18 protein-coding genes are annotated in these 24,580 nt (G+C 37.1%); 10 read left to right on the top strand and 8 right to left on the bottom strand.

Features of this window, described 5'->3' with window-relative positions; genetic code table 11:
- Position 1: 1 nt before the first annotated feature.
- Together AABK36_RS11750 and AABK36_RS11745 are read right to left on the bottom strand one after the other, a co-directional pair.
- The gene (locus tag AABK36_RS11750) at positions 2-814 is read right to left on the bottom strand and encodes an exonuclease domain-containing protein (RefSeq protein ID WP_309938824.1); all 813 of its coding nucleotides are present in this window, start codon (positions 812-814) and stop codon (positions 2-4) included.
- 97 nt (positions 815-911) lie between these two features.
- Positions 912-2,276: a UDP-N-acetylmuramate--L-alanine ligase gene (locus tag AABK36_RS11745; protein WP_309938825.1), complete on the bottom strand. Its 1,365-nt coding sequence runs from the start codon at positions 2,274-2,276 to the stop codon at positions 912-914.
- A gap of 275 nt (positions 2,277-2,551) precedes the next feature.
- Between AABK36_RS11745 and dnaB the strand changes: the two genes are divergently transcribed.
- From dnaB to AABK36_RS11705, 8 genes are all read left to right on the top strand, one after another.
- Positions 2,552-4,168 carry a replicative DNA helicase gene (gene dnaB / locus AABK36_RS11740; protein WP_309938826.1) on the top strand — a complete coding sequence of 539 codons (1,617 nt, stop codon included), beginning with the start codon at positions 2,552-2,554 and terminating at the stop codon, positions 4,166-4,168.
- A gap of 128 nt (positions 4,169-4,296) precedes the next feature.
- Positions 4,297-5,634, top strand: a complete 1,338-nt coding sequence (locus AABK36_RS11735; protein ID WP_309938827.1) for an aldehyde dehydrogenase family protein — start codon at positions 4,297-4,299, stop codon at positions 5,632-5,634.
- Positions 5,635-5,721: 87 nt separating this feature from the next.
- Positions 5,722-5,916 carry a cold-shock protein gene (locus AABK36_RS11730; protein ID WP_309938828.1) on the top strand — a complete coding sequence of 65 codons (195 nt, stop codon included), beginning with the start codon at positions 5,722-5,724 and terminating at the stop codon, positions 5,914-5,916.
- Positions 5,917-6,048: 132 nt separating this feature from the next.
- On the top strand, positions 6,049-6,567 hold the full coding sequence (locus AABK36_RS11725) for an FKBP-type peptidyl-prolyl cis-trans isomerase (protein WP_309938829.1): 519 nt from the start codon (positions 6,049-6,051) through the stop codon (positions 6,565-6,567).
- 310 nt (positions 6,568-6,877) lie between these two features.
- Positions 6,878-7,924, top strand: a complete 1,047-nt coding sequence (locus AABK36_RS11720) for an HlyD family secretion protein (protein ID WP_309938830.1) — start codon at positions 6,878-6,880, stop codon at positions 7,922-7,924.
- 103 nt (positions 7,925-8,027) lie between these two features.
- Positions 8,028-8,426: a DUF3127 domain-containing protein gene (locus tag AABK36_RS11715; RefSeq protein ID WP_309938831.1), complete on the top strand. Its 399-nt coding sequence runs from the start codon at positions 8,028-8,030 to the stop codon at positions 8,424-8,426.
- A 384-nt stretch (positions 8,427-8,810) separates the two neighbouring features.
- Positions 8,811-11,570 (top strand): phosphoenolpyruvate carboxylase, encoded by a 2,760-nt coding sequence (locus tag AABK36_RS11710; protein WP_309938833.1) that lies wholly within the window; start codon positions 8,811-8,813, stop codon positions 11,568-11,570.
- A gap of 254 nt (positions 11,571-11,824) precedes the next feature.
- Positions 11,825-12,898 carry a glycosyltransferase gene (locus AABK36_RS11705; protein ID WP_309938834.1) on the top strand — a complete coding sequence of 358 codons (1,074 nt, stop codon included), beginning with the start codon at positions 11,825-11,827 and terminating at the stop codon, positions 12,896-12,898.
- A gap of 91 nt (positions 12,899-12,989) precedes the next feature.
- On the opposite strand, the gene ilvC is transcribed toward AABK36_RS11705, so the two are convergent.
- Together ilvC and AABK36_RS11695 are read right to left on the bottom strand one after the other, a co-directional pair.
- Complete coding sequence (ilvC, locus tag AABK36_RS11700) at positions 12,990-14,489, bottom strand: ketol-acid reductoisomerase (protein ID WP_309938836.1); 1,500 nt, start codon at positions 14,487-14,489, stop codon at positions 12,990-12,992.
- Positions 14,490-14,586: 97 nt separating this feature from the next.
- The gene (locus tag AABK36_RS11695) at positions 14,587-15,453 is read right to left on the bottom strand and encodes an AraC family transcriptional regulator (RefSeq protein ID WP_309938837.1); all 867 of its coding nucleotides are present in this window, start codon (positions 15,451-15,453) and stop codon (positions 14,587-14,589) included.
- A gap of 185 nt (positions 15,454-15,638) precedes the next feature.
- Between AABK36_RS11695 and AABK36_RS11690 the strand changes: the two genes are divergently transcribed.
- Both AABK36_RS11690 and AABK36_RS11685 read left to right on the top strand, forming a co-directional pair.
- Positions 15,639-16,526, top strand: a complete 888-nt coding sequence (locus AABK36_RS11690; protein ID WP_309938839.1) for a DMT family transporter — start codon at positions 15,639-15,641, stop codon at positions 16,524-16,526.
- A gap of 69 nt (positions 16,527-16,595) precedes the next feature.
- Entirely contained in the window at positions 16,596-17,888 is a 1,293-nt protein-coding gene (locus AABK36_RS11685; RefSeq protein ID WP_309938840.1) for a UDP-N-acetylmuramoyl-tripeptide--D-alanyl-D-alanine ligase, read from the top strand.
- Positions 17,889-17,991: 103 nt separating this feature from the next.
- Here the strand turns inward: AABK36_RS11685 and AABK36_RS11680 are convergent, their stop codons facing one another.
- From AABK36_RS11680 to rapA, 4 genes are all read right to left on the bottom strand, one after another.
- Positions 17,992-18,738: a hypothetical protein gene (locus AABK36_RS11680; protein WP_309938841.1), complete on the bottom strand. Its 747-nt coding sequence runs from the start codon at positions 18,736-18,738 to the stop codon at positions 17,992-17,994.
- 71 nt (positions 18,739-18,809) lie between these two features.
- Entirely contained in the window at positions 18,810-19,382 is a 573-nt protein-coding gene (locus AABK36_RS11675) for a Crp/Fnr family transcriptional regulator (RefSeq protein ID WP_309938842.1), read from the bottom strand.
- A gap of 96 nt (positions 19,383-19,478) precedes the next feature.
- On the bottom strand, positions 19,479-20,936 hold the full coding sequence (locus AABK36_RS11670) for a DUF5723 family protein (RefSeq protein ID WP_309938843.1): 1,458 nt from the start codon (positions 20,934-20,936) through the stop codon (positions 19,479-19,481).
- A gap of 668 nt (positions 20,937-21,604) precedes the next feature.
- Positions 21,605-24,406, bottom strand: a complete 2,802-nt coding sequence (rapA, locus tag AABK36_RS11665) for an RNA polymerase-associated protein RapA (RefSeq protein WP_309938844.1) — start codon at positions 24,404-24,406, stop codon at positions 21,605-21,607.
- Between the last annotated feature and the right edge of the window lie 174 nt (positions 24,407-24,580).

Here is a 24,580-nt window from a genome sequence, read left to right as displayed (position 1 = left end):
ATTAGTTGCGTCCTCTGTTGAAGGATCTAAGCTTTATTTCTGTCAATTTTCTTTTGGTATCGAGAGGGAAATCGCCACGCATCATCCAATCATAATAAGCAGGCTCTCTTTCCAATACGTCAAGAACAGGCTTGCCTTTATGCTTGCCAAAGTTGAAAACTTCCACATTGTTTTGATTGAAAGTCATTCTTCCTGCCAAATCCACCATTTGAGTGGATGTCAGCTTGTGAAGCTTGTCGATATCGTTTTCTATCGTGCCAATAGTGTTGCCTAATGCATCTGACATTTCTTGGCCTTCATATCTGTCAACTTGTGAAATCAGAACTTCCATGCAGGCTACAGTATCAGCTTCTGCTCCATGAGCACCCTCTAATGCCTTGTCGCAATAGAATTTATAAGCTGCAGTTAGGTTACGCTTTTCCATCATATGGAAAATTTTCTGCGAGTCGATAAGCTTTCGATTGCTTAAATCAAAATTGATGTCAGCTCTTAAAAATTCTTCCACTAGCAAAGGTATATCGAATCTGATCACATTGAAGCCGGACAAGTCGCAATTTTCCAAAAACTTGTCCAAAGATTTTGCGATGTCTTTGAAGGCAGGGGCATCTTTTACATCCTCATCATAAATGCCATGTATAAGGCTGGATTCTACAGGGATCCTTACAAGAGGATTAACTTTGCCGGATTTAACTTCTTTTGTTCCATCCGGATGAAGCTTTATGAATGAATATTCTACAATCTTATCATTGGAAATATTCGTTCCCGTAGTTTCCAGATCAAAAAATACGATGGGCTTTTTGAGTTTTAAAGTCATTTTTCGTTGGTGCTTTGTATAAGATACCCTTATGGTTAATATGCGCCTCCAGCTTTAGATTGTTAAAATGTCTAAAACTGAAGGCGTTTGAGTTAATTTATTCTCCGATCTTGTCAATAGGCAGGTCTGCGAAATTTCCAGAGCTCATCAACAAGATATTAGTGTTTTTATAATTGTCGTTCAGCAACTTTTCTTCCAAAGTTTCTTTGACATAATGAACTTTGATTCTATTATCGTTGAATGCTTTTACAATATCTTCATCCGTCATTGTAAAATTATTCTTTTCTTTGGCTACTTCTTGATTGATAAAGATCAACGGTTCGTCTGACTCCAGCAAAGTGTCTTTATATTGAGGCAAGAACTCCTCGTTCAGGCTGCTGAATGAATGAAGCTCCAACACAGTTACCAGATTTTTATCCGGGAACTGATTCTTAAGCGCGGAGATGGAAGCTCTGACTTTTGATGGCGAGTGAGCGAAGTCCAAGTATACAGAGTACTCGTCGGTTTCCTTGATTAATTCCAATCGGTTGGAAGCTCCTGTGAAGTGTTGCATCGCTTCGTAGAATTCAAGATCCGTAATGCCTACTTTTTTTACCACTTCTTTTGCGGCGGCAAGGTTTTCCATATTATGCTTGCCGAAGATTTCCAAAGGAATATCTCCAAAGTTAGTGATCAAAACAGTTTTTCCGTCAATGACTTTATGCGGGTGAGCTTCATATGGAGTGTAAGCTACGTCTTCAATATTCTGATCTTGGCATATATCGCGAACAGTGTCATCCGATCTGTTGAAGATTATTGTGCCGGCTTTTGGCGTAGATTCGCTGAATTTTACAAACTGCTCTACATATTCATCATATGAAGGGTAAACATTGTAATGATCCCAAGCAATACCGGTGATTACGCCAATATGATGGTGGTAATGAAGGAATTTTGGTGATGGATCCAGAGCGGAGCTAAGGTATTCATCGCCTTCCAATATGATCAATGGCGCGTCGGAAAGAGATACCATCACGTCGAAGCCTTTGTTTTGAGCTCCAACAAGGTAGTCGAAGCTTTTTCCAAAGTATTTTAGCACATGCATGATGATGCTTGTGACAGTTGTCTTTCCGTGCGAGCCGGCGATTACAATTCTGTGTTTGTTTTGCGAGAGTTCATGAATGAATTCAGGAAAAGAAAATATGCGAATGTTTTTCTTTTGCGCTTCAAGCAATTCAGGATTGTCCTTTTTTGCATGCATGCCCAAAATCACAGCGTCAAGGTCATCGACGATTCTTTCAGGGTGCCAGCCCAATTGGTCTGGATAGATGTTTGCTTCTTTAAGTCTAGAAGCAGAGGGCTCGTATATATTGTCATCAGAGCCACTTACTTCCCAGCCCAAGTTGTTGAGAGCCAATGCTAAATTATGCATGACGCTACCTCCGACAGCGATCAAGTGGACTTTCTGTTTTTTATTATATTGCATGTTTAAAAAAAATTTCGAAGTGTAATAAGGTTTTTACGCTATATATTGCATCAGCAATGTCTCCAAAAATAGAATAAAAAGGGCACAGTTAAAAATAAACAGCTTTCAAATAAATAGTTTGGAGGAATGAACGTTAAAGTTTTAAAATTTATTAATTTTGTGTTTACAAAAAATTGGATTATTATTGATTCAGATCATATTTAAAGCGCACATGTAGTGATTTTTCGCGATGAATCTCTTTTGATTGGATCTGAAGTATATAAATCAAGAACTTAATGGAAGAAGGTAAAAATAGGTTTACATCTAATAAAAATATTCTGACGGGATCGTCCAGGAAAACTGAAGCGGCGGCCATGCCATTGGGAAAAGTGCCTCCTCAGGCATTGGAGTTGGAAGAAGTGGTTCTAGGGGCATTGATGTTGGAAAAAGAGGCATTGACCAAAGTAGCTGATATCCTTTCTCCCAAAAGTTTCTACAAAGACGCGCACCAAGAAGTTTATAAAGCTGTTTTGGAGCTCTTCAATAAAGCGGAGCCTGTGGATATTCTTACGGTTACCGAGCAGCTTAGAAAAAATGGCAAGCTTGAGTTTGTAGGAGGAGCCTATTATGTCACTCAGCTGACAAGCAGAGTGAGTTCTTCTGCCAATATTGAATTTCACGCCAGAATTATCACTGAGCAAGCAATCAAAAGGGAATTGATAAAAGTAGCTTCTGAAATCCATTCGGAAGCTTATGAAGATACTACGGATGTATTTCAACTGTTGGATAAAACAGAACAGTCATTGTTTGAAGTGACGAATACCAATATTAGGAAATCTGTAGCGGATATGAGATCCATCATGGGAGAGGCGATTGCTCAGTTGGAGTCCAAAAAAGAGTTGAAGAATGGCTTGACGGGAGTTCCTTCTGGTTTGACAGCTTTGGACCGTGTTACAGCTGGATGGCAACCTTCTGATTTGATTATTATCGCAGCCAGACCTGCCATGGGTAAAACAGCTTTTGTTTTATCTGTGATGAGAAACGCGGCGGTTGATTTCTCGAAGCCTGTGGCAATTTTTTCTTTGGAGATGTCCAATGTTCAGTTGGTAAATCGTCTTATATCTGCTGAAGCTGAATTGGAATCTGAAAAGCTGAAAAAAGGTAACCTTGCAGACTATGAGTGGGAACAATTGGTGCATAAAACAGCTCAATTAACTGATGCTCCGATATTTATAGATGATACTCCTGCATTGTCTATATTGGAATTAAGGGCCAAGTGTAGAAGATTGAAGGCACAGCATGATATCCAGATGATTATTATCGACTACTTGCAGTTGATGTCTGGTGATGCATCCAAATCTGGAGGTGGGCAAGGAAATCGAGAGCAAGAAATCGCTTCCATCTCAAGAGCCTTGAAAGGTATAGCTAAAGAACTGGATGTTCCAGTAATTGCCTTGTCGCAGTTGAGTCGTGCGGTGGAGACTAGAGGAGGAGATAAAAGACCTCAGCTTTCCGACTTGAGGGAGTCTGGTTCCATAGAACAGGACGCCGATATGGTAATGTTCTTATATCGTCCAGAGTATTATGGGATTACTGAAGATGAGAGTGGAGCGACAGCAGGTATGGGAGAGGTAATTATCGCTAAGCATAGAAATGGATCGCTTGACAATGTGAAACTTAAATTTGTTGGTAAGTTTACAAAGTTTATGGATTTGGATGGCAATGTAGGCACTATGGAAAGAAATGAAATCAGTAAATTCCCTCCAGGTGTGAGCGGAGCTAACAATTTTGATCAAAATAGTGGTACGGTCACATTTGGAAGCAAAGTGAATGACAGTGTGGATCAACATGGTGGAACAGATGCGAATGTTGTTCCAGATGAATTTGGTGGAGGAGAACCATCGCCATTTTAGGTTGAAAATTACTAGTCTTAAAAATATTCAAAGCTCAAATTATATTTGAGCTTTTTTTATTTGATATCGGAATATTTTATAGTAGCATTGCACTGTGGCAGCCGAATTCATAGTAAGATTGTGATTGAATGATAAAAAAGTATTTGGATAAGGAAAATGTGAATCGGGCTCTGGAATCTTTGGATAGAGGCCAGTGTCAGTTGAAGGAGTATGTTTTATCGGAAAGAGCGCTTTATCTTGAGAAAGTTGCTTATATCATGGAAGAGAAAGTAGAGGAACTCGCTGTTCTAATTACCGAGGAGATGGGCAAGAATATCAGAGAGTCGGTTCTTGAGATAAAGAAGTGTATTTCAATTTGCAGATACTATGCCGAGCATGGACCAAAGATGCTTGAGAATGAACTGGTTGAAGATAGCGAATTGGGAAAGGCATATATCTCTTTTGACCCATTAGGCATAGTATTGGCTATTATGCCGTGGAATTTTCCGTTTTGGCAAGTGCTTCGTTTTGCCGCGCCGGCTATTATGGCAGGCAATGCTGTAGCGCTCAAGCATGCTAATAATGTGCAAAAATCAGCGGAGGCATTGGACGAAATCTTCAGCGAAGCTTCAAATCTGCTAAACGCTCCAAGTGTGTTTAGAAATTTCAATATAGACGTGGAGAGTGTCAAGGACTTAATTGCCGACGATCGAGTGCAGGCAGTAGCTTTAACCGGCAGTGATTTGACAGGGAGCAAAGTTGCAATGGAGTCAGGAAAGTACATAAAGAAAACAATTCTTGAGTTGGGAGGATCGGACCCGCTGATTGTATTCGAAGATGCGGATTTGGATAATTGCGTAAATGCATCTTTTGCTGCGAGAATGAGAAACAATGGACAGACTTGCACATCGCCTAAGAGGTTCCTAATCCAAAACACGGTCAAAGATCGCTTTTTGGAAAAGATGCTCCGTAAATTGGAAACTTTGAAAATAGGCGATCCAATGGATAGGAAGAATGACCTAGGGCCAATGGCAAGAATGGATTTGCTAGATAAATTGGATAAGCAAATAGCAACTTCTGTGAATCAAGGAGCAAAGATCTTATACGGAGGTTGCAGGCTTGAGAAGCTTGGTGAAATGTATTATTCGCCAACACTGCTTGATGCTGTGGATAAGGATATGCCCGCTTTTCAAGAGGAAACTTTTGGTCCATTGATCGCTGTTACAGGTTTTGACACTAAAGATGAGGCTATTCGATTAGCCAATGATTCAAAATTTGGGCTCTGTGTGAGTTTATGGGGAGAAAATAAGCAGGATTTGGCTGGTTTTGCCAACCAATTGGATTTTGGATCCGTATTTGTCAATAAAGTGCCAAGCTCAAGTTTTAATATGCCTTTTGGTGGAGTAAAACGATCAGGTTACGGCAGAGAGTTGTCTCATTACGGAATCAAAGAGTTTGTTAATATTAAGTCAATATTCATAAAATAAAAATAATTTTATTTTTTTGCGCTATTTAGTGGATAATCTCGGAAATTATTTTTCCTTTGTCTATACAATATAATTTTAAATATTACAATGAATAAAGGTACAGTTAAATTTTTTAATGACGAAAAAGGTTATGGTTTCGTTATTGATGCTCAAACAGGTAAGGAATACTTTGTGCATGTTACAGGATTGATTGATGAAGTCAAAGCTAAAGATCCGATAGTCTTTGAATTGGAAGAAGGAAGAAAAGGCTTGAATGCCGTAAGAGTCAGACTTGACTCTTAAGAAAGCGAATTTGTTAACTTTTTCGTCACTAGAATATTTATAGTGGGATTAAAGCAGTAAATTTGCGAAAGAAATTATATCATTAATATCAAAAGGTTTCAATTTAATTGAAGCCTTTTTTATTTATAAAATATGAAGGTAGAGAAGAATAAGTATTCGGTTTTGACGATAAGTTACGATTTGTTTGTTGATAATGGAGATGGCGAATTCGTTAAATATGAATCAAGAACAGAGGAAAAGCCTTTGGTGTATTTGTATGGTGTGCAAAGTGTATTGCCTGCTTTTGAAGAGAAGGTGATCGGAATGGGAAAAGGAGATGCTTTCAATTTCGAAATTCCCTATGATGAAGCATATGGAGACTATGATGAAGAAAAAATGGAGTGGATACCAAAGTCCACTTTTAAGGTGGATGGAAAGTTGAATAAAAGCTTATTGGTGAAAGGTAAAGTAATACCGATGTCTGATGAGAAAGGAAATCAATTATTGGCTGAAGTTGTAAAAGTCGAGCAGTTGAGAGTGAAGATGGATTTTAATCATCCTTTGGCGGGATATGATTTGAGATTTGTTGGGAAAATTCTAGAAATCAGAGAGGCTGATGAGGAAGAGGTTGCTCACGGACATGTGCATGGGCCAGGCGGACATCATCATTAATATTGAGAATATTTGAGTGAATGTGTGAGAAGGTAGACAATAAAATCGTTGATTTACAGTTCTTTATATATACAAGAATGCTAAATTTTTGGCTTTTTAAAATCAAAGGTTAATCATAGTTTTTTGAGCTAGGTTTTTACAATTTCTATCTGAATAAATAAAGCGGAGTCCTTCCGCTTTATTTTTTTATGCGTTTTTTAAATCTGAATAATCTTTTAAAATAGTATTATTATTAAGAGGGTTTCGAAATTTTGCACACCATTTGCAATAAATGATTCTGAGCATTGAGAAGTTATATTTATTGATTCATATGGAGAACTCAGAAGCCGAAGCTAAGAAAAAGTCAAATAAAAAGTATTATTTGGTATTTAGCGTGGTTATACTTATTGTTTTGGGCGTAATCGCATATGTGACAGTGTATTTTCAAAAGCATGTCACAACCAATGATGCGCAAGTGGATGGTTATATTATTCCTGTTATTGCTAGGGTAGAGGCTTTTTTGGATTCAGTCTATGTGGTGGAGAATGAAAAAGTAGTGGCTGGACAATTGGTGGCGACCTTGGATTCGATACCGTATATTTTGGCTTTGGAGATCAATCAAGGGAAGTATGATGAGGCAAGGATTCAGTTAAAGATATCTGAAAATGAATTGGTGAATAAAAAAATACAGCTTAGAGAAGCTCAGCATGAATACAGAGCTAAGCAAGCTCAATTCAAGAAAGCGATGCAAGATTATAGTGAAAATGAGCAATTGTATGCTGAAGGTGTTATTCCGCTTAGCGAGTATGATAAATATAGAGCGGCTTTCGTTTCATCAAGAGAAGTTTTGGATATTGCTAAAGAGCAAATAGAAAAGCTAAAGGTGGAAATCATAGTAAATGAAGAACAAATTGAGAAAAATATTTCAACTGTCAGCAAGTTAAAATCAAACGTGGATCTTTCGGCTAGAAACTTGTCATATACAAAAATTTATTCTCCAATAGATGGGACGATCTCTCAGGTAAAAATCAGAACAGGGCAATATATGAAAGGAGGAGAGACATTGTTTACTGTAGTGGATGACGAGAATATCTGGGTGACAGCTAATTATAAGGAAACGAAGATTCATAAGCTTGTAATAGGAGGTAAAATAAAGATTTCGATTGATGCTTACCCGTCCAGAACTTTTTGGGGAACAATCAATTCAATGGGACCTGCGGCTATAGCTCGATATTCATTTTTGCCGCCTAATAATACCACTGGAAACTTTGTGAAGATTGTTCAAAGAGTGCCTGTGAGAATCTATTTTGAAGATACTACGGACTTGAGCATAATGAAGCCTGGCTTGAATGTTGAGACTACCTATACTGTAAAGTAAAAAAGTACGGCTTTTATTGAAAAGTAATTTTTAAGGATCTTTTAATAAGTTGTTTCTATTTTATAGTTTTGTTTTCTGATAAAGAATATAAAGCAATTCGAGAATGAATATTCAAGGAAAACTAAATGTAATATTCGACACTCAACAAGTGTCAGATAGATTTAAGAAAAGAGAGTTTGTCATAGAATACATGGACAATCCGCAATATCCTCAACATATAAAGTTTGAAATTATACAAGATAGTTGCGCTGTTTTGGATAATTTTAAAGTTGGAGACGAAGTGATGGTTGAGTTCAATTTGAGAGGTAGAGCTTGGACTAATCCTCAAGGACAAACAAATTACTTCAATAGTTTGCAAGCGTGGAGAGTGACGGCTGTGGCAGCTCAACAACCAGACAATATGGGAGGAGGATCTGAACCTTTTCAAAATGTTCCCCCTCCAAGTGAGCCGCCGACAATAAATATTACTGAAGATAATGATGATGATTCATTGCCTTTTTAAAGACTAAATATAGAGAGCTCTTAATAAGAAGTGTGAGAGTTTTTTAATTTCTTGGAAAATTTTAACCCAATCATTGCGATTGGGTTTTTTTATGATGAGAATCATGTTTAAAACATGACGGCTCATACTTTATTTTAATTTGATTGTATAATTTTGTCAAGTGCTTAAGGGAAAGCAATGCTTTGGGATATGTATCGTGTATCTATGTTGCTTTTCAAGTGCGATGTTTTAAATTTTTTAATTCGCTGTGTGTTCGATCGGAAAACATGGATTTTTTATTTGTCATTACTTCGTAATGATGTGGCAGATATTAAAACATATTGGAGTCATATTCTTTTAGTTAATGAATAATAAAGCAAACTTTTATATCAATTAATATATTTTATGAATCAACTGACGAAGACACAGGCCAACTTAGGAAAGCCATACATTGACTTAGAGTATTTGCTGGTTTGCTTCAAGGAAGTTCTTGAAGAAAACGGCGAGGCTGAACTCGCTAAGTGCATCCCTTGGATCAACGAAATTGACAAGGATGTTTTGGAATTGGATCATAAGCATATTCAATTATTCTCAATCGTCTTCCAACTACTTAATATGGTGGAAGAAAACGGCGCTGTGCAACACAGACGTAAGCGTGAAGACGAATATGGCTCGGACACTATCAATGGCCTTTGGGGAAAAAGCTTGAAGCTTTGCAAAGAAAAAGGCTTGAGTGGCAAGCAAATCATCGATTCTGTAAAGTCAGCGCATGTTGAACCAGTGCTTACAGCTCACCCGACAGAAGCCAAGAGAGCGACTATTCTTGAGCATCACAGAGAGCTTTATTTGTTGCTTGTAAAGCGTGAGAACAGAATGTATACGGATATCGAGAGAGAGGACTTGAGAAGAGATATCAAGTTGGCGATCGATAGAATATGGAGAACAGGAGAAATTTACATAGAAAAGCCGAACCTTAAGGACGAGCTTAGAGGAATTGTTCATTATTTGAAAAATGTATTTCCAGATGTGGTTAAAATCTTGGATAGAAGATTTTATGAAGCTTGGAGGTACAATGGTTTTGACAAGTCATTGATCAAAGTGCCTGAGAATTTGCCAAAATATAGCTTTGGCAACTGGGTAGGCGGTGATAGAGATGGACACCCGTTTGTTACAGCTGAAGTGACTAAAGAAACTCTCGGCACACTTAGACTTAATGCTCTGATTGTTGTTAGACGTTCTTTGATGAAACTTGTTAAGCAATTGAGCTTTGTTTTAAAGCTTGAAAAAGCTCCTGATTTGTTGAAGACCAGAGTTGATGAAATTATTGAGCAAGTTGGCGATAGCGCGCATGTTGCATTAGAAAGAAACAAAGGGGAGGCTTTCAGACAGTTTGTCGGATTGTTGTTGATGAAGTTGCCTATCGATATCGAAAGAGAGCATGCGACTAAGTTGAAAGATTACTCATATTGCTACAAGAATGAGGATGAGTTGCTTAGAGATTTGGATATCCTTCAAAAGTCTCTTGTTGAATATGGAGCGGAAGAAATCGCTTATGCGGATGTAAACGAGGCAATTAGAATTATCCAAACATTTGGTTTTCATTTAGCTCATTTGGATATTCGTCAAAACTCAGATTTCCATGATAAGGCTATACAGCAATTAATGAATGCGGCTGGACTTGAGGGAGATAAATTTGTCGAAGGTTCGGAAGAGGAAAGATTGGCAATACTTAATGGAGAGTTGACATCAGCTAGACCTTTCACGCATAGAAAGATGAAAAGGGAGCAAAACGCTCAAGCAGTTGTGGATTGTTACAAAGTCTTGACAGACTACATTGAAAAGTATTCTGCCAAAGGCTTAGGCTCGCTTATTATCAGTATGACAAGAAGTCTTTCTGATTTGCTTTCAGTGTATATACTAGCTAGAGAAGCAGGTTTATTCGTGCAGGAAGAAGATGGTTTTGCTTGTAGAATGCCGGTAGTTCCATTGTTTGAGACTATTGACGATATGGAGAGAAGTCCTGAGATTTTGGACGCGTTTTTGTCTCATCCATTCACTCAACGTAGCCTAAAGTACCAAAAGAGAACTAAAGGCCAAGACAAGCCTATGCAGCAGGTGATGATCGGCTATAGTGACAGTAACAAAGATGGTGGAGTATTGGCTAGCCAATGGAACTTGTATAGCACTCAAGCAAAACTGACAGCAGTTGGTGAGAAGCATGGAGTTAGAATTTTATTTTTCCATGGCAAGGGAGGTTCGATAAGTCGTGGTGCTGGTCCGACGCATTATTTCATGAAGTCATTGCCTGAAGGCGCTCTTCAAAATGATATTAGATTGACTGAGCAAGGTGAGACTATTGCTCAAAAATATGCTAACCGCATGAACGCCACTTACAATTTGGAATTGCTAATGGCGGGAACGGCAACTAATACGCTCCTAGGAAATAGCGAAGAGCATACGAAAGAGGTGGAAGATGTGATGGAGTATTTGTCTCATGTGAGCCAAAAGCATTATCAAGAATTAATTCACCATGAGCATTTCATTAAGTTCTTTAGCCAAGCTACTCCAATTGATGCGATTGAGCATTCTAAGATTGGTTCAAGGCCTGCGAGAAGAACAGGTAAAAGAACATTGAATGACTTGAGAGCTATTCCTTGGGTGTTTAGCTGGAACCAATCAAGATTCAATATTACAAGTTGGTATGGAGTAGGTTCGACGCTAGAGGAATTCATGAATGAAAAGCCTGAGATGTTTGAAAGGTTCAGAGAGTTAGTGGATTTTGATCCATTATTGAGATATGTTCTTACGAATATCGATACTAGTTTGGCTGCTACAGACAAGTCAATATTTGAAAAGTATGCAGGCTTGGTTGAAGACGAGGAAGTGAAAAGTTCAATTTTAGGATTGATTGAGAATGAATTGGAAAAGACAGAAAAGATTCTGGGAATTTTATTCAAAAGACCAATCGAAGAAAGAAGACCAAATCATTATTACTCGAATCAGCTGAGAGCGCAGGCGCTGAACTTGTTGAACGATAGGCAGGTTGAATTGTTGAAACAGTGGAGAGATGAAACTGCCAATGAAGACCCAAGATCGGAGGAGACATTGCAGGAGATTCTTCTTCTGATCAACGCAATTGCTGGAGCATTGAGAAACACAGGTTGATAAATTGATATAACAAAGTTGAAGCCCTGAAATTATTTTATTTTAGGGCTTTTTTTGTTTTTAGAGTTTATAGTTTGATTAATGTAGCTGTACTTTTTATTTGATTGTGATAATGGAATAAAATATTGATTTAATTTTGGAAAAGCTTCTGAAATGCTTGTGCATACCAACCATTTATAAATTGTCTTGTTAAAGTGCTAAGTAAGGGTTGAAAGAATCAACTTAATGTGATTGCATTTATAATTGGATGATTGATGAGCGCATCTCAAAAAAGAATTAGTATAATTTCTACTGCGGTTTCCATGCTTGGTAGTGGAAAAGGAGGAGGAGTTGAAAGGGAGATCGAAAGGTTTGCGGATTTATTGAATAGTGAAGGTTATGAGGTTGTTATTTATTGTCCCACAGGCTCTCATACTACTGCTAATGCGAAAACGGTCACTGTTGAAGGATCACTGGAAGATTACGTTCAATATAAAGCCTTTGATGATGAGAAAATTGCGACAAGCTCAGTATTGTCAAATATCATTATGGAGCTTAATAAGGATTTGCCGGATTTGGTGTTGAATTTTTCCTATGATTGGTTGGCTCTCTATTCTTCTTTTATTTTCAAATGTCCAGTGTTGCATTACATTAGTCTTTGTTCTCATCTGAAAAATGTCAATGAAATGATATTGAAGATTTCAGATCAATTTCCAAGAAGCATAGGCATGCTTAATAAAGAACAAATGAAAACTTTTCCTGGATTGAACACTGATAATATTTTTGAAATAGGGTGTGTCATAGATATGAGTTTCAGGAAATTTGAGCCTGTATCAGATAACTTTGTGAATTGGATTGGAAGAATTTCTCCTGAGAAAGGTTTGGAGGATGCACTGCTATATGCTGAAAAAAATAATGTCAAGTTGAAAATAGCAGGCGTAGTGCAGGATGAAGCATATTGGAATAAGTTGAAAGAGAGATTCTCTTCCGAAATCTTTGAATACAAAGGTTATTTGTCCTCTGAAGAGCTTTCCGAGGAAATATCAAAAGGACAGGCTACAATTTTTACCCCAAAATGGAATGAAGCATTTGGTTTAATCATGTTGGAGAGCTTGGCTTGCGGAGTGCCGGTAATTGCATATGATAGCCCTGGAACAAGATTTGTTCTTGGAGGACATGAGGAGATTGGAATTCTGATTCATGTTAATGATGTGGATGGATTATGCCAGGCTCATAACCAAATTTATGCTTTGGATAGGAAGTCATGCAGAGAATATGTTGAGACCGAGTTTTCAGAGGAGAAGTGGAGGAAGAATGTTCTTCAGTGGATTAATGAGCAAATGATATAAAAGTGTGAGCAAATCTTGTTGGGTGGAGATAAAAAAACTCCGATCATTATGACCGGAGCTTTTGAAACCGATATATTTAAACAATTATTTCTTAAACTAGAGCAGCTTCTTTTTCAGCTACATTGATAGACTTCATTTCTGTCATCGCAGCTCTCAATGTGAATCCAACAGCTTCGATTGAATGATTTCTAATCTCTTGGTTAACAGCGATCAACTCTTGGTTGTCAACACCATTGTCTCTGCCTTCATTGAAGTTGCGACCGATGATATTCGTTTCAACATTAGTCATGAAATCCGCCAATAGAGGCTTGCAAGCATGATCGAATAAATAGCAACCGTACTCAGCAGTATCAGAAATTACTCTGTTCATTTCAAATAATTTCTTTCTAGCGATTGTGTTGGCGATTAATGGAGTTTCATGCAATGACTCATAATAAGCTGATTCAGCCTTGATTCCTGCTTCAGTCATAGTTTCGAAAGCAAGCTCAACCCCCGCTTTAACGAAAGAAACCATCAAAAGACCGTTATCGAAGTATTCTTGCTCAGCGATTTCGATTTCAGCAGCTGGAGTTTTTTCGAAGTTAGTTTCTCCAGTAGCGGCTCTCCAAGTCAAAAGGTTTTTGTCATCATTAGCCCAATCTTCCATCATCGTGCTTGAGAATACTCCTCCCATGATATCATCTTGGTGCTTTTGGAACAATGGACGCATGATTCCTTTAAGTTCTTCAGCTATATTGAATGCTTCGATTTTAGCAGGGTTTGATAGTCTATCCATCATACCAGTGATGCCACCATGCTTAAGCGCTTCTGTGATAACTTCCCAACCATTTTGGATTAATTTAGAAGCATATCCAGGCTCGATTCCTTTTTCTACCATTTTGTCGAATGACAAGATAGAACCTGTTTGCAACAATCCGCAAAGAATAGTTTGCTCACCCATAAGGTCAGACTTAACTTCAGCTACAAAAGATGATTTCAAAGCGCCAGCTCTGTGTCCACCTGTCGCTGCGCAGTAAGCCTTAGCGTAATCCCATCCTTTTCCTTCTGGATCGTTTTCAGGGTGAACAGCAATTAACGTAGGTACACCAAACCCTCTTTTGTACTCTTCTCTTACTTCAGTACCCGGGCACTTTGGAGCAACCATGATTACAGTGATATCTTCACGGATTTGCATGCCTTCTTCCACGATATTGAAACCATGAGAGTAGGAAAGCGCGGCTCCTTCTTTCATCAATGGCATAACAGTGTTTACCACTTGAGTGTGCTGTTTGTCCGGTGTCAAGTTGATCACCAAGTCAGCTGATGGAATCAATTCCTCAAATGAACCAACGTTGAATCCGTTGTCAGTAGCTTGTTGCCAAGAAGCTCTTTTTTGATCGATAGCTGCTTGTCTTAAAGCGTAAGAGATGTCAAGGCCAGAATCTCTCATGTTTAAACCTTGGTTTAAACCTTGAGCTCCACAACCAACAATTACAATCTTTTTTCCTAACAAAGCGTCAACACCATTGAACTCGTCTTTTGACATGAATTCGCAGATTCCCAATTGGTTCAACTGCTCTCTAAGCGGTAATGTATTAAAATAATTAGCCATATCTTTAACAATGTTTTTATTTCTTATTCGCGATATTACAAATATCCATGTTAAGAATAAAAAATCATTGTCAAAAGCATGGCTTTTTAGGTAATTATCAACGATTGTTTCTGAAAGCGGCCGGAGTGATGCCTACGTTTTTTTTGAAAAATTTGGTAAGGTAGGATTGATCATTGAAGTTTAGTCGATCCGCAATTTGAGTTACTGATAAGTCAGTATGGATCAATAATCTTTTGATTTCTATGATATTGCGTTCTTTTATTAGGTCTAATGATGTTTTTCCCAAAACTTTCTTGACGATGTGAGTCAAGTGGTTAGGACTGATGTTTAGTAATTCAGCGTATTGCTGAATATTAAGATTTTCTTGGTAGTTTTCCTCTATGAGTTGCCTGAATCTTTTGACAAGCAGATGTCCTTTTTGTTGTTCGTTTCCTGTTGGAGAGTTAGGGTACAAGCTCCAGCACGTATTCAAAACCGTATCTAAAATGGCTTCTATTTGCAAAAAACCTTGGTTTTCAGCCATGAGTTTGCACCCACGTTTGAAAAGTTGAATGAGGAAGTTTACATCTTCAGCGTTGGCAAACTGCAAGGGTGGATTTTCTTGGTTGATGTTGAAGAAAAATGGCAACTCAAGTAGTTGGTTTTTATTTGATTTATGAAATAGGTAGAATTCATCAGTAAACAAGAATAAATAGCCAGAAATATCCTTGGATAATTCAAGCTTATGGGCTTGACCAGGACTTAAGAAAAATACACATGGCGGGTTGATATCATACCGATTGCTGTCTATGATATGACAGCCAGAGCCATTGGTAAGAAAGAGTACTTCGAAGAAGTCATGTTTATGCGGATATTCAACTTCGAAATGCCTATTAGCATCGAAAATTTCAACTTGATATGGCTTGTTCTTGCTAAGCTGGCTTTCAAACTGGTTTAGCGTGTATATCGGTAAATCCTCTTTCATTGGTTATTATTTGTAAACCTAAAAATATAGATATATTTTGTTTGCTGGGCAAGTGTTTTTTGTTCATTTAGGCTTTTCACTGGATTCTATGAAGGTGTAATTCAATCAGATTTTGATCTATTTTACTACTTTAGGAACATCAATTTGATTGGAGGGTTTGATTAATAGCTTAAATCCAATTCTTCATGAGCCTATATTTAATTCTAATGGCAATCGTAGCAGGGTGTTGTATTCCATGCCAAGGCACTATCAACGCAAAGTTGTCAGAGCATATGAATCACCCGTTTCAAGTAGCATTTTTTAGTTTTTTCGTAGCCAATGTCTTGATTGGAATATATTTATTGGTAAGTGGAGAGACATTTCCTTCTTTTTCTACATTGACTAATATTACTTGGTATTTGTATACAGGAGGTTTGTTGGGGATTGTTTTTATCACGAGTGTGATGCTGTTAATACCAAAGCTTGGTGTAGCCACAACACTAAGTTTCGCTATAGTGGGACAGCTTGTTTGCTCTTTGATTTTGGATCAAATAGGTTTGTTTGGAATGAAAACTCATCCAATTAATTTACAAAAAATAATAGGTGTGATTTGCTTGTTAGTAGGATTGTATTTGATCAAACATGAAAAAGGAGCTGTCCATAAAAGTTATTGGATATTTTTTGCCTTTGCAATTGGCTTTATAACCCCTTTTCAAGGCAATATTAATGCAGAGCTCAATCACTATGTGGGAAATCCACTGATCGCAACCTTTTTAAGCTTTTCAGGAGCGACAATATTTTTGAGTATTTATTTGCTATTGTTTAGAGTTAAATTTCCAGCGAATATGATGAACGTGCCTTTTTATCTTTATTTCAGTGGATTTTTTGGGACCATATTAATTACTTTGGTTTTGTATTTAATTCCTAAAATTGGAGTGTCCTTAACCGTAGCTGGAGTAATTACAGGGCAATTAACATGCTCGGTCTTGATCGATAGGTTTGGAATATTAGGTGTTAAAAAGAGACTTTTGACAATTCATAAAGTGGTAGGAATTCTTGCTCTAGCTGTTGGCTTAATTTTTATGCAGATATAAGAAGCGTGCTTTGCAAAGCTTAATCGTTAATGCGAGTTCGGTTTTTTAGTTGTGGAAAATTATTTTTTTATGTCAAATCTTCTTTCAATTGAAACGGATATTTATTCCAAATTTTTAGAATGTTCAGGTGTGACAGCAAATCTTAAATATGTTAGAGATGGGGATTTGTATTTTGCCTTGAGTGGGAGAGATTATGACGGAAACTCCGCTGTTGGCCAAGCTTTGGAAAAAGGAGCCAAATACGCCATCGTTGATGATCCAAGACAGGTTGTAAGTGATCAATGCATTTTGGTGAAAGAAGTTTATCAAGTGCTTCGCAAATTAGCCAAATATCATAGACTGCGATTTCGTCTTCCGGTTATAGCTATTACTGGGTCAAATGGCAAGACGACAACTAAGGAATTGATTCGAGAGGTTTTATCTCAGAAATATAATGTGTTCGCCACTGATGGCAATCAAAATAGCATTAGAGGAGGAGCGTTGTTGAACGTCTTGAGATTGAATAATTCGCATGAAATTGCGGTTTTTGAGATTGGGGCTCGTAGAGTGGGAGATATATCAGAACTATGTGATATAATAAAACCTAATTACGGGTTGATAACAAATATTGGTAGAGCGCATTTGGGTGTGTTTGGAGGCAGTAAACAATTGATTAAGGCAAAGAGTGATTTGTATCAATATTTATATGCTCATAATGGGAAAGTATTTGTCAATGCAAAGAATCGTTTATTGCTTAAACTTAGCTCTTGTTTTCATACTCCAATTAAGTATCTAGATGACAATGATTTGAAATTGGTTTCAGAAGATGATTTTGTATCTGTCGGTTCAAGGTTTGGAAATACGGTGAAAACCAATTTAATAGGAAACTATAACTTTGAAAATATTGCAGCGGCTTTATGTATTGGGCGAAATTTTGGTGTGGAGGATGAAAAAGGGATTGCTGCTGTTGCCGCATACGTTCCAAAGAGAAATAGATCTCAGTTCGTCAAGCGAAAATCCAATAAGGTGATAATGGATGCCTATAATGCGAACTTAAGTTCAATGATTGCTTCAGTTTTGAGTTTGTCTTTAATGGAAGATCGAAACAAAGTTGTGATTCTTGGTGATATGAAGGATTTGGGTGATTTGTCTCTGAGTGAACATGAGAAGCTTGGTAAAAAACTTCATTTACTCGGTTTTGATAAAGTGATTTTGCTTGGAGAAGAAATGCTATATGCAAAAAAGCATTGTCCAAATGCGATTCATTTTAATGGAAAGAGCGAAATGGAGAAATATATTTCAAATTGGAAAATTGAAGATTCAGTTGTGTTGATAAAAGGATCGAGATCTATGAGGATGGAAAGTGTTTTGGATTATATTTAACATAATGTGTTGTGGTTTAAAGAAAAAACACCCCAAAAGAGATTAATCAATTGAGGTGGGTTTAAGAATATACAATACTGAAAAACTGTTTATAAAAATATTATTAGGCTGTTAAAGGTTCTTGTGGAGCGAATTTGTAATTTTTTATTTTTTTGAATGTTATCAGGTGGAGAAAAACAATTGTTGCTGGAGCGAAAGCAGGAATTAAACTGAAAGGAAAAGTTCCAAATTGAGCAACGCCTTCATTTCCAGTTTCTAGAGCTGCTTTAGTTACTATAAATGCGGTTGAAATGACGAAAATGATATCCAAAAGCCCAATGATATTCCAAGCAATAGCCATTGCTTTCGCATATGTTTTTTGTTTTTTTATCGCTAAAATGACAGGGAAAACCAGTATTGCCGAGATGATATCACCAGAGCCTCCAATGTATGCAAATTGCTTTGGAAGCGCTCCGTATGCATAGGCAAGAAAAAAGAATACGCCTATAAACCTAAAAGAATGTATGAAAATCAATTGGTCGAGCTTTATATTGTCAAATATGATTCTGAACCATCTTGATTTTTGTACGGCTAACACATAAAATAGAAAAAGGGGGACCATGACATACGCGACCATTCTAGGAGGTAAGGCATTTACTGTAAAAAAGCCTGTCAAGGAAGCCAGAGATACAACGAGAAAATATGCCCAATAAAAAAGCGTTATTTGCTTTTTGATAACGGAACCGTTTAGATTAGCTTTTTCATAAGCGGTTTTCCCTGCATTGGAGATTATCAATACAGGAATTGTTGCAAATGAAATGATGAATAAAATTGATAGCCAAAGAGGCACTTGTGTTGTTGAAACTTCCATATCTTTTTTTTTCAAATATGGAATAAAAGTATTTAGATAAAATTGTCATATGGCAATTTTAATAAGCTTTGTTAAGATTTAGTCAGTTCTTTGCGAATTCTGCTTAAGGAATACTTCGTTACGTTTAAATAGGATGCAATCATATTCAATGGGGCCTGTTGCACTATCTCGGGTTGTTCATTCATTAGTTTTAAATAACGCTCTTGAGCAGATAGTTTATGATAGTCAATCATTTTATTGCTCATATAGCTGTAATTCAGCGTTAATAACATTCTGCCCCATTCTCTGAACTCAGGAACATTATGAAAACACTTTTGGACATTGTCCAATGTTATGCTATACAATACGCAATCGGTTAATAATTCATAGTTTTCATTGGCAGGTTTCTGGCTAAAAAAGGAAAGGTAATCATTTAAAAAGTCGGGAGTGGAATAGAACCGAGTAGTGATTTCATTCCCATCCAAATCAATAATGAAGCAGCGTACAATTCCAGATTCGACGAAATATGATTTTTTGCTTATCTGGCCTTCTTTTAACAAGGATATTCCTTTTTGATGAATTTCTTTTTTAAAATGGGAAGCGATAAAAGAGGCCTTGTTGTCAGGCATTGGTTTTATTCCTTGCAGAAAATTCTCCAATTTCATATTTGAAATCAATTAAATAATAGACTTTTGTCATGTTAATATATCTATATTATTTCAATTTGTAAATACTTAACTTAAATAAGTCAATTTCGACGATCAAGGACAGGGGATTTCATAAGGGTTTTCTTTTCGTGGCCATATGAAGCTTTTGAAAGCCACATAAGCTCCAGCGCTTGCAAAAGTATCTTTTCCTGTAAAGGGGAGAATATTGTTGATCCCCGCGGTTATTGGCCCGACTCGCATTCCAAGTCCCATTTGGTATTCTCCAAAAGTATTGAAGTAATTGGGTAGCGATACGGCGATGAGGTGAGTTTCCCATCTCGGAGTGATGTTGAAACTATTTGGGCGTTTCAAATAGTGCTTCGCGATGATGATCGAGGAGATGTCTACTGACATTCCAAGATTTACGTAGAAATCATTTTCTAGATTGTAGTCTATATTGACGCTTAAAGAGGTGGGCAGTGACATGTAGAATTTTTCTGGATTTGTATTTAGGACCATCATAGTCGCTAGTGTATCCTTCAGTTGTTCAGGAGTCTTGATATTTCTGAATTGATCTCCTGAAATATATGCGAATGGATCGATTAACCCATTGATTGTGGCAGAGTTCTCCGATTCATTAAATAGCACGCGACCAATGTCTTTTACAGAAACATCGATACGGTATTCATAATCCCTGAATTCTGATAATAAATCTTTTTGGGAGATGTAGTTTCTTTTGCTTTGACCGTAAGTGGGGCAATTAGATTTTGGCTTTTTCTTTTCATATCTGAATCCCAAGTCCAAGCCTAAAGAAAGACCTCCGGCCGGTTTGAATTTCCAATCTTCTTCGCCTGCTTCATTGAGATTTGAAGACATGCCGTATCTGGCTTGTATATCATTCACATACCTGTTGTCGGTTTGGTCATAACCGATTGTCATATCATAAACCTGACTGTGTATAGCTGCTATGCCTATCAGAACTTTAGGTGTGGCTCCTATGCTGATCCTTTTGTAACGATCTTCAATGATCGTTCGGGCATAAGTGATATTTATTTCTTGCCAAGACATAGTATTGGCTGCCCCGCTTTGATTCTCAACCATTCGATCTTGCTCACCTGTATTTGGCGTATTGGTGTTTTCGTGATCTTTTATGAGATTATTAACGATGTCAGGAGTCACTCCATGCATGCTGGATGCTTGTCGGGTTCTGAAGGATAATGAGATGGCATTTTGAGTGTTCCACTTGTATAAGAAACTAGGCAGTAAGATGTCGGCTTCTTGATATCCGTATCTTTTTCTGTTATGAATTTCTTTGATATAGTCGATGTCGTTGAAATCGAAATCCAGAAAGTGGGACGTCCTTGTAAGAGTTACCGCATTGCTTGCAGCATGAAGGCTCCCTCCGGTGATTAAGAAATCGAACTTTCCAGGATAATCAACGATAGCAGCCGGTTGAAATACTGGACTTAGCACACCTGAAAAGTTGTCCTCTCCCGCACCTTGATAATTTTGGGAATAAGCATGTGTGCTTATACAAAATGTAGAAAATATTAGGGAAACTATAAATCTCATAGACTGTATTTGATTGAAAAAAATGAACTATTTAAGATAAAATAAATCAAGTGGAAGATAATATATGTAAAACTAGTTATTTGAACAAAATTATCTCTAACAAATACAATATTGTTAACTCTAATTAAGAGGAATAAGTCTTTTTTGGGATAAAAAAATGCTGAACACTTTGAATATGTTATTATTTATTGTGTTTTATTTTAAAATATCACATTAAAAATAATTAAAGTTATAATTTATTTCTTGTAGTTAGGTTTTATGGAAAGTTTCTTTGTATTTGAAATAAATTATCAGTGTCATTGAAAAATATCAAATCCACGTGTTTGTTATAATGGATAATATAAAAATCTACGTCATGTTCAACAGTATAGATCTGATCAGGAAATAAATCATTCGGTTTAATTTCCATATTTAATGTTATGTAAGTATATCTCAGAATTATGTTATCAAATAGACTTATTTGTAGCGAATCATATTTTAATATTTGCAGGCTTTTCGAGTATAAAATATCATCAGGTTCCCCGAGTAAATTGATAATTTGACGCTTTGTCAAGCCAGCTTCTAGTTTGAATTCTTTTCCTGAGATAATATCATTTATTTTATTTATTGACATTAAGAACCTCTTTTTGATTTACAATAAGAATAAGTCGCACAATCAAATTACTTGTTTATCCTTCAGTAATCAACATGATAGAATCCAATCTTATACGCGCATTTTCAATCAGATTTGTTAATTCATTTTTTTCATCAAGAGCGGTATGAATCTCGTCTGTTCTTATGGATTGATTTTTTTTGAAAAGATATGCCAAACGGCCTATTTCATGATCAAGAGTTTGATTCATTCCAGACAGACTTTCATGGATGATTTCTTGGCTTAACTGTTCTGCAATTTGAGTCGCTGTGTCCAGCATATTAGGAATGATCGAATCCGCAAAAATATCATTGTTGAGTAGCTGTTCAATATTTCCTGGTATTAAATGTTTGTTAATCAGGTCTGTTGTATAGGTTTGGGTTTGTTCTTCTCCGTGGTGATCTACAACAATTCTTAGCGGAGTGGAAGGTAAAAAGCGATTCACATCGATACCGTTTTTTGAGTTCGTCTCTAAGATGAATGTAGTTTCTAGCAGTATATTGGTTTTTCCTGTTCCTTTCAACTTGCCATAGCTGGCACTTCCAATGCCTTCGCTAAGCATCATGTCTATAGCCCCAGTGACCATAGGATGATCCCAAGTGACAAAACTTAAATCTTCACGGTTCAATGCTCTTATTCTATCAAAAGTAATGGATATGCCCTTGTCAGGAATTGATGGAAAAGCTTCTCTATTGCTTCTTGAAGGTCGGATAAAATATGTGCGTGCTGATAAATCTTCCATTTCTATGCTAAAGTGTTCGAATACCTTAGTCATATAAATTTCAAGATCTAAGGATTGATCAGACAGTTGGATCTGTTCGATTAGCTCTTGTGCTATTTTTGGCCTGAAAGAGTTCATCTCAAGAAGCTTGTCCCGGCCATCGGATAATTTTCTTTTTAATTTCTCATGAAACACAATCGTATCGTTTATGAGCTTGTCAATTTTAATGCTATCCCTTGATGTTGCTAATTCAATGAGTCTGTTATGAAAAGTTTGGCTTATTTGATTTCCTCCTTCAATATTCTCCTCAAATGCATTAAGGCCTTCATGATACCAACGAACGAAGGTTTCCTGCGGACTTCCTTTTAGGTAAGGAATGTAGATTTGTATATCTTGGGTTTGGCCGATACGATCTAATCGACCGATTCTTTGTTCTAATAACTCTGGGTGTACAGGCAGATCGAATAAAATCAAATGATGAGCAAACTGAAAGTTTCGACCTTCGCTTCCTATTTCGGAGCATAGTAAAATGTTGGCTCCTTCGGGTTCTGAAAACCACGCCGCATTTCGATCTCTTTGAACAATAGACATGTCTTCATGAAAAACTGCTGTTTTGAGATTGCCGAGTTTTTCTAGAGCATTTTCTAGAGCTAAAACCTTGGCTTTGCTTTTGCAGATTAATAGCGCTTTTGCTGGTTTTAATGCAGACACATGAGAAACGAGCCATTTAGTCCTCGGGTCATCATCGTAGTCGAACTGAGGCTTTTCACTTTCACCAAGATCGAATAGAAATTCTTTGGACATGTTATTAACCCATGCTTCTTGCTCGCTCGCTGTCAAAGTGATCCTATGAGCTTTTCTTGATGGAAATCCACTCATCGCAGATCGCGTGTTTCTAAAAATCACACGTCCGGGACCATGTTGGTCTAACAAATCTTCAATGATTTGATTTTTGATGAATGTGTCATTTTTTTCTAATTGACTTAATTTTTTCTCATCGAATATTTCTTCAAGCAATGACTTGTCTTCAGAGGATAGGGATTTGTCAGAAGAAATTTTTTCAACAATTTTTGCAATTGATTTTTGATCATTGGATTCTATTAGGAAAGCCTCGTAATCATTGTACCTTTCAGGATCTAGTAACCTAAGTCGTGCAAAGTGGCTTTCTTCACCCAATTGTTCAGGAGTGGCTGTTAACAATAATAGACCTTTTGCAATTTTGCTTAATATTTCAACGATTTCATATTCGGGGCTGGGATTATTAGTTGACCACTCAAGGTGATGCGCTTCATCGACGACGAGCATATCCCAACCTGCCAAGACCGCTTGCTGGCTTCGTTTAGGCGATTTCGCTAAAAATGAGATACTGCAAATCACTAATTGATCATCCAGAAAAGGATTGCCGTCGGGAGCCGTTTCGTCCAATGCCTCGCATCTTTCTTCATCGAATATATGAAACCATAAATTAAAGCGTCTGAGCATTTCCACAAACCACTGATGTATCAATGTGTCCGGCACTACAATCAGTACTCGAGAGACTCTTTCGCTTAGAATCAAGCGGTGCAAGATCAAACAGGCTTCAATAGTTTTGCCCAAGCCGACTTGATCGGAAAGCAAAACTCGTGGAGAATAGCGAGAGCTAACTTCATGGGCGATATATAATTGATGTGGAATTAGATCGATTCTTCCGCCTGCAAAACCGTTAATAGGAGATGTTTTGCGTTGGTGATCATATGCTAATGTACTTCTTCTTAATGAGAACAGACTGGGGTGGTCAATTTCTCCAGAGAGTAATTTTTCATCAACGCCATGTTGCATAGTCACATCACCTAGATCGGCTTCCGAAAGTGTTCTGTTTTGATTAATGTATAATATTAAATCGCCATCTTCTTGTATGCGGTCAATGACAAATGGTCGTTGGTTTTTATCAAAGACAGTATCGCCTGGCTTGAATGAAACTCGCCTTAGGGGAGCATTGTCTATTGCGTATTGTCTTGTTTGATCAGCAGAGGGGAAGTTTATTTTTACTCGATTGAAGTAGGTTTCGATGACGATACCTATGCCAAGTTCAGGCTCTCCATCGCTTGTCCACCTTTGGTTTGGAAAGAAGTCACTCATATTGCGCTTTAGCTTTAAGAGACGAAAGATCTTCAAATTTTTAATTCTTCACTAACCTAAAATGATAAAATTATGCTGTTTAAAGGATTTAGCTTTCAAAAAAAGATATTATGAATTGATCGTTTGGAGCGAAAGCTTGAACGGAATTATATTTTTTGTTAATTATTGTTATAA

Source organism: Aureibacter tunicatorum, assembly GCF_036492635.1.
GTDB classification, from domain to species: Bacteria; Bacteroidota; Bacteroidia; order Cytophagales; family Cyclobacteriaceae; genus Aureibacter; species Aureibacter tunicatorum.
Note: the sequence above shows the minus strand (reverse complement) of the source record. Positions and strands in the feature narration are given on the sequence as shown.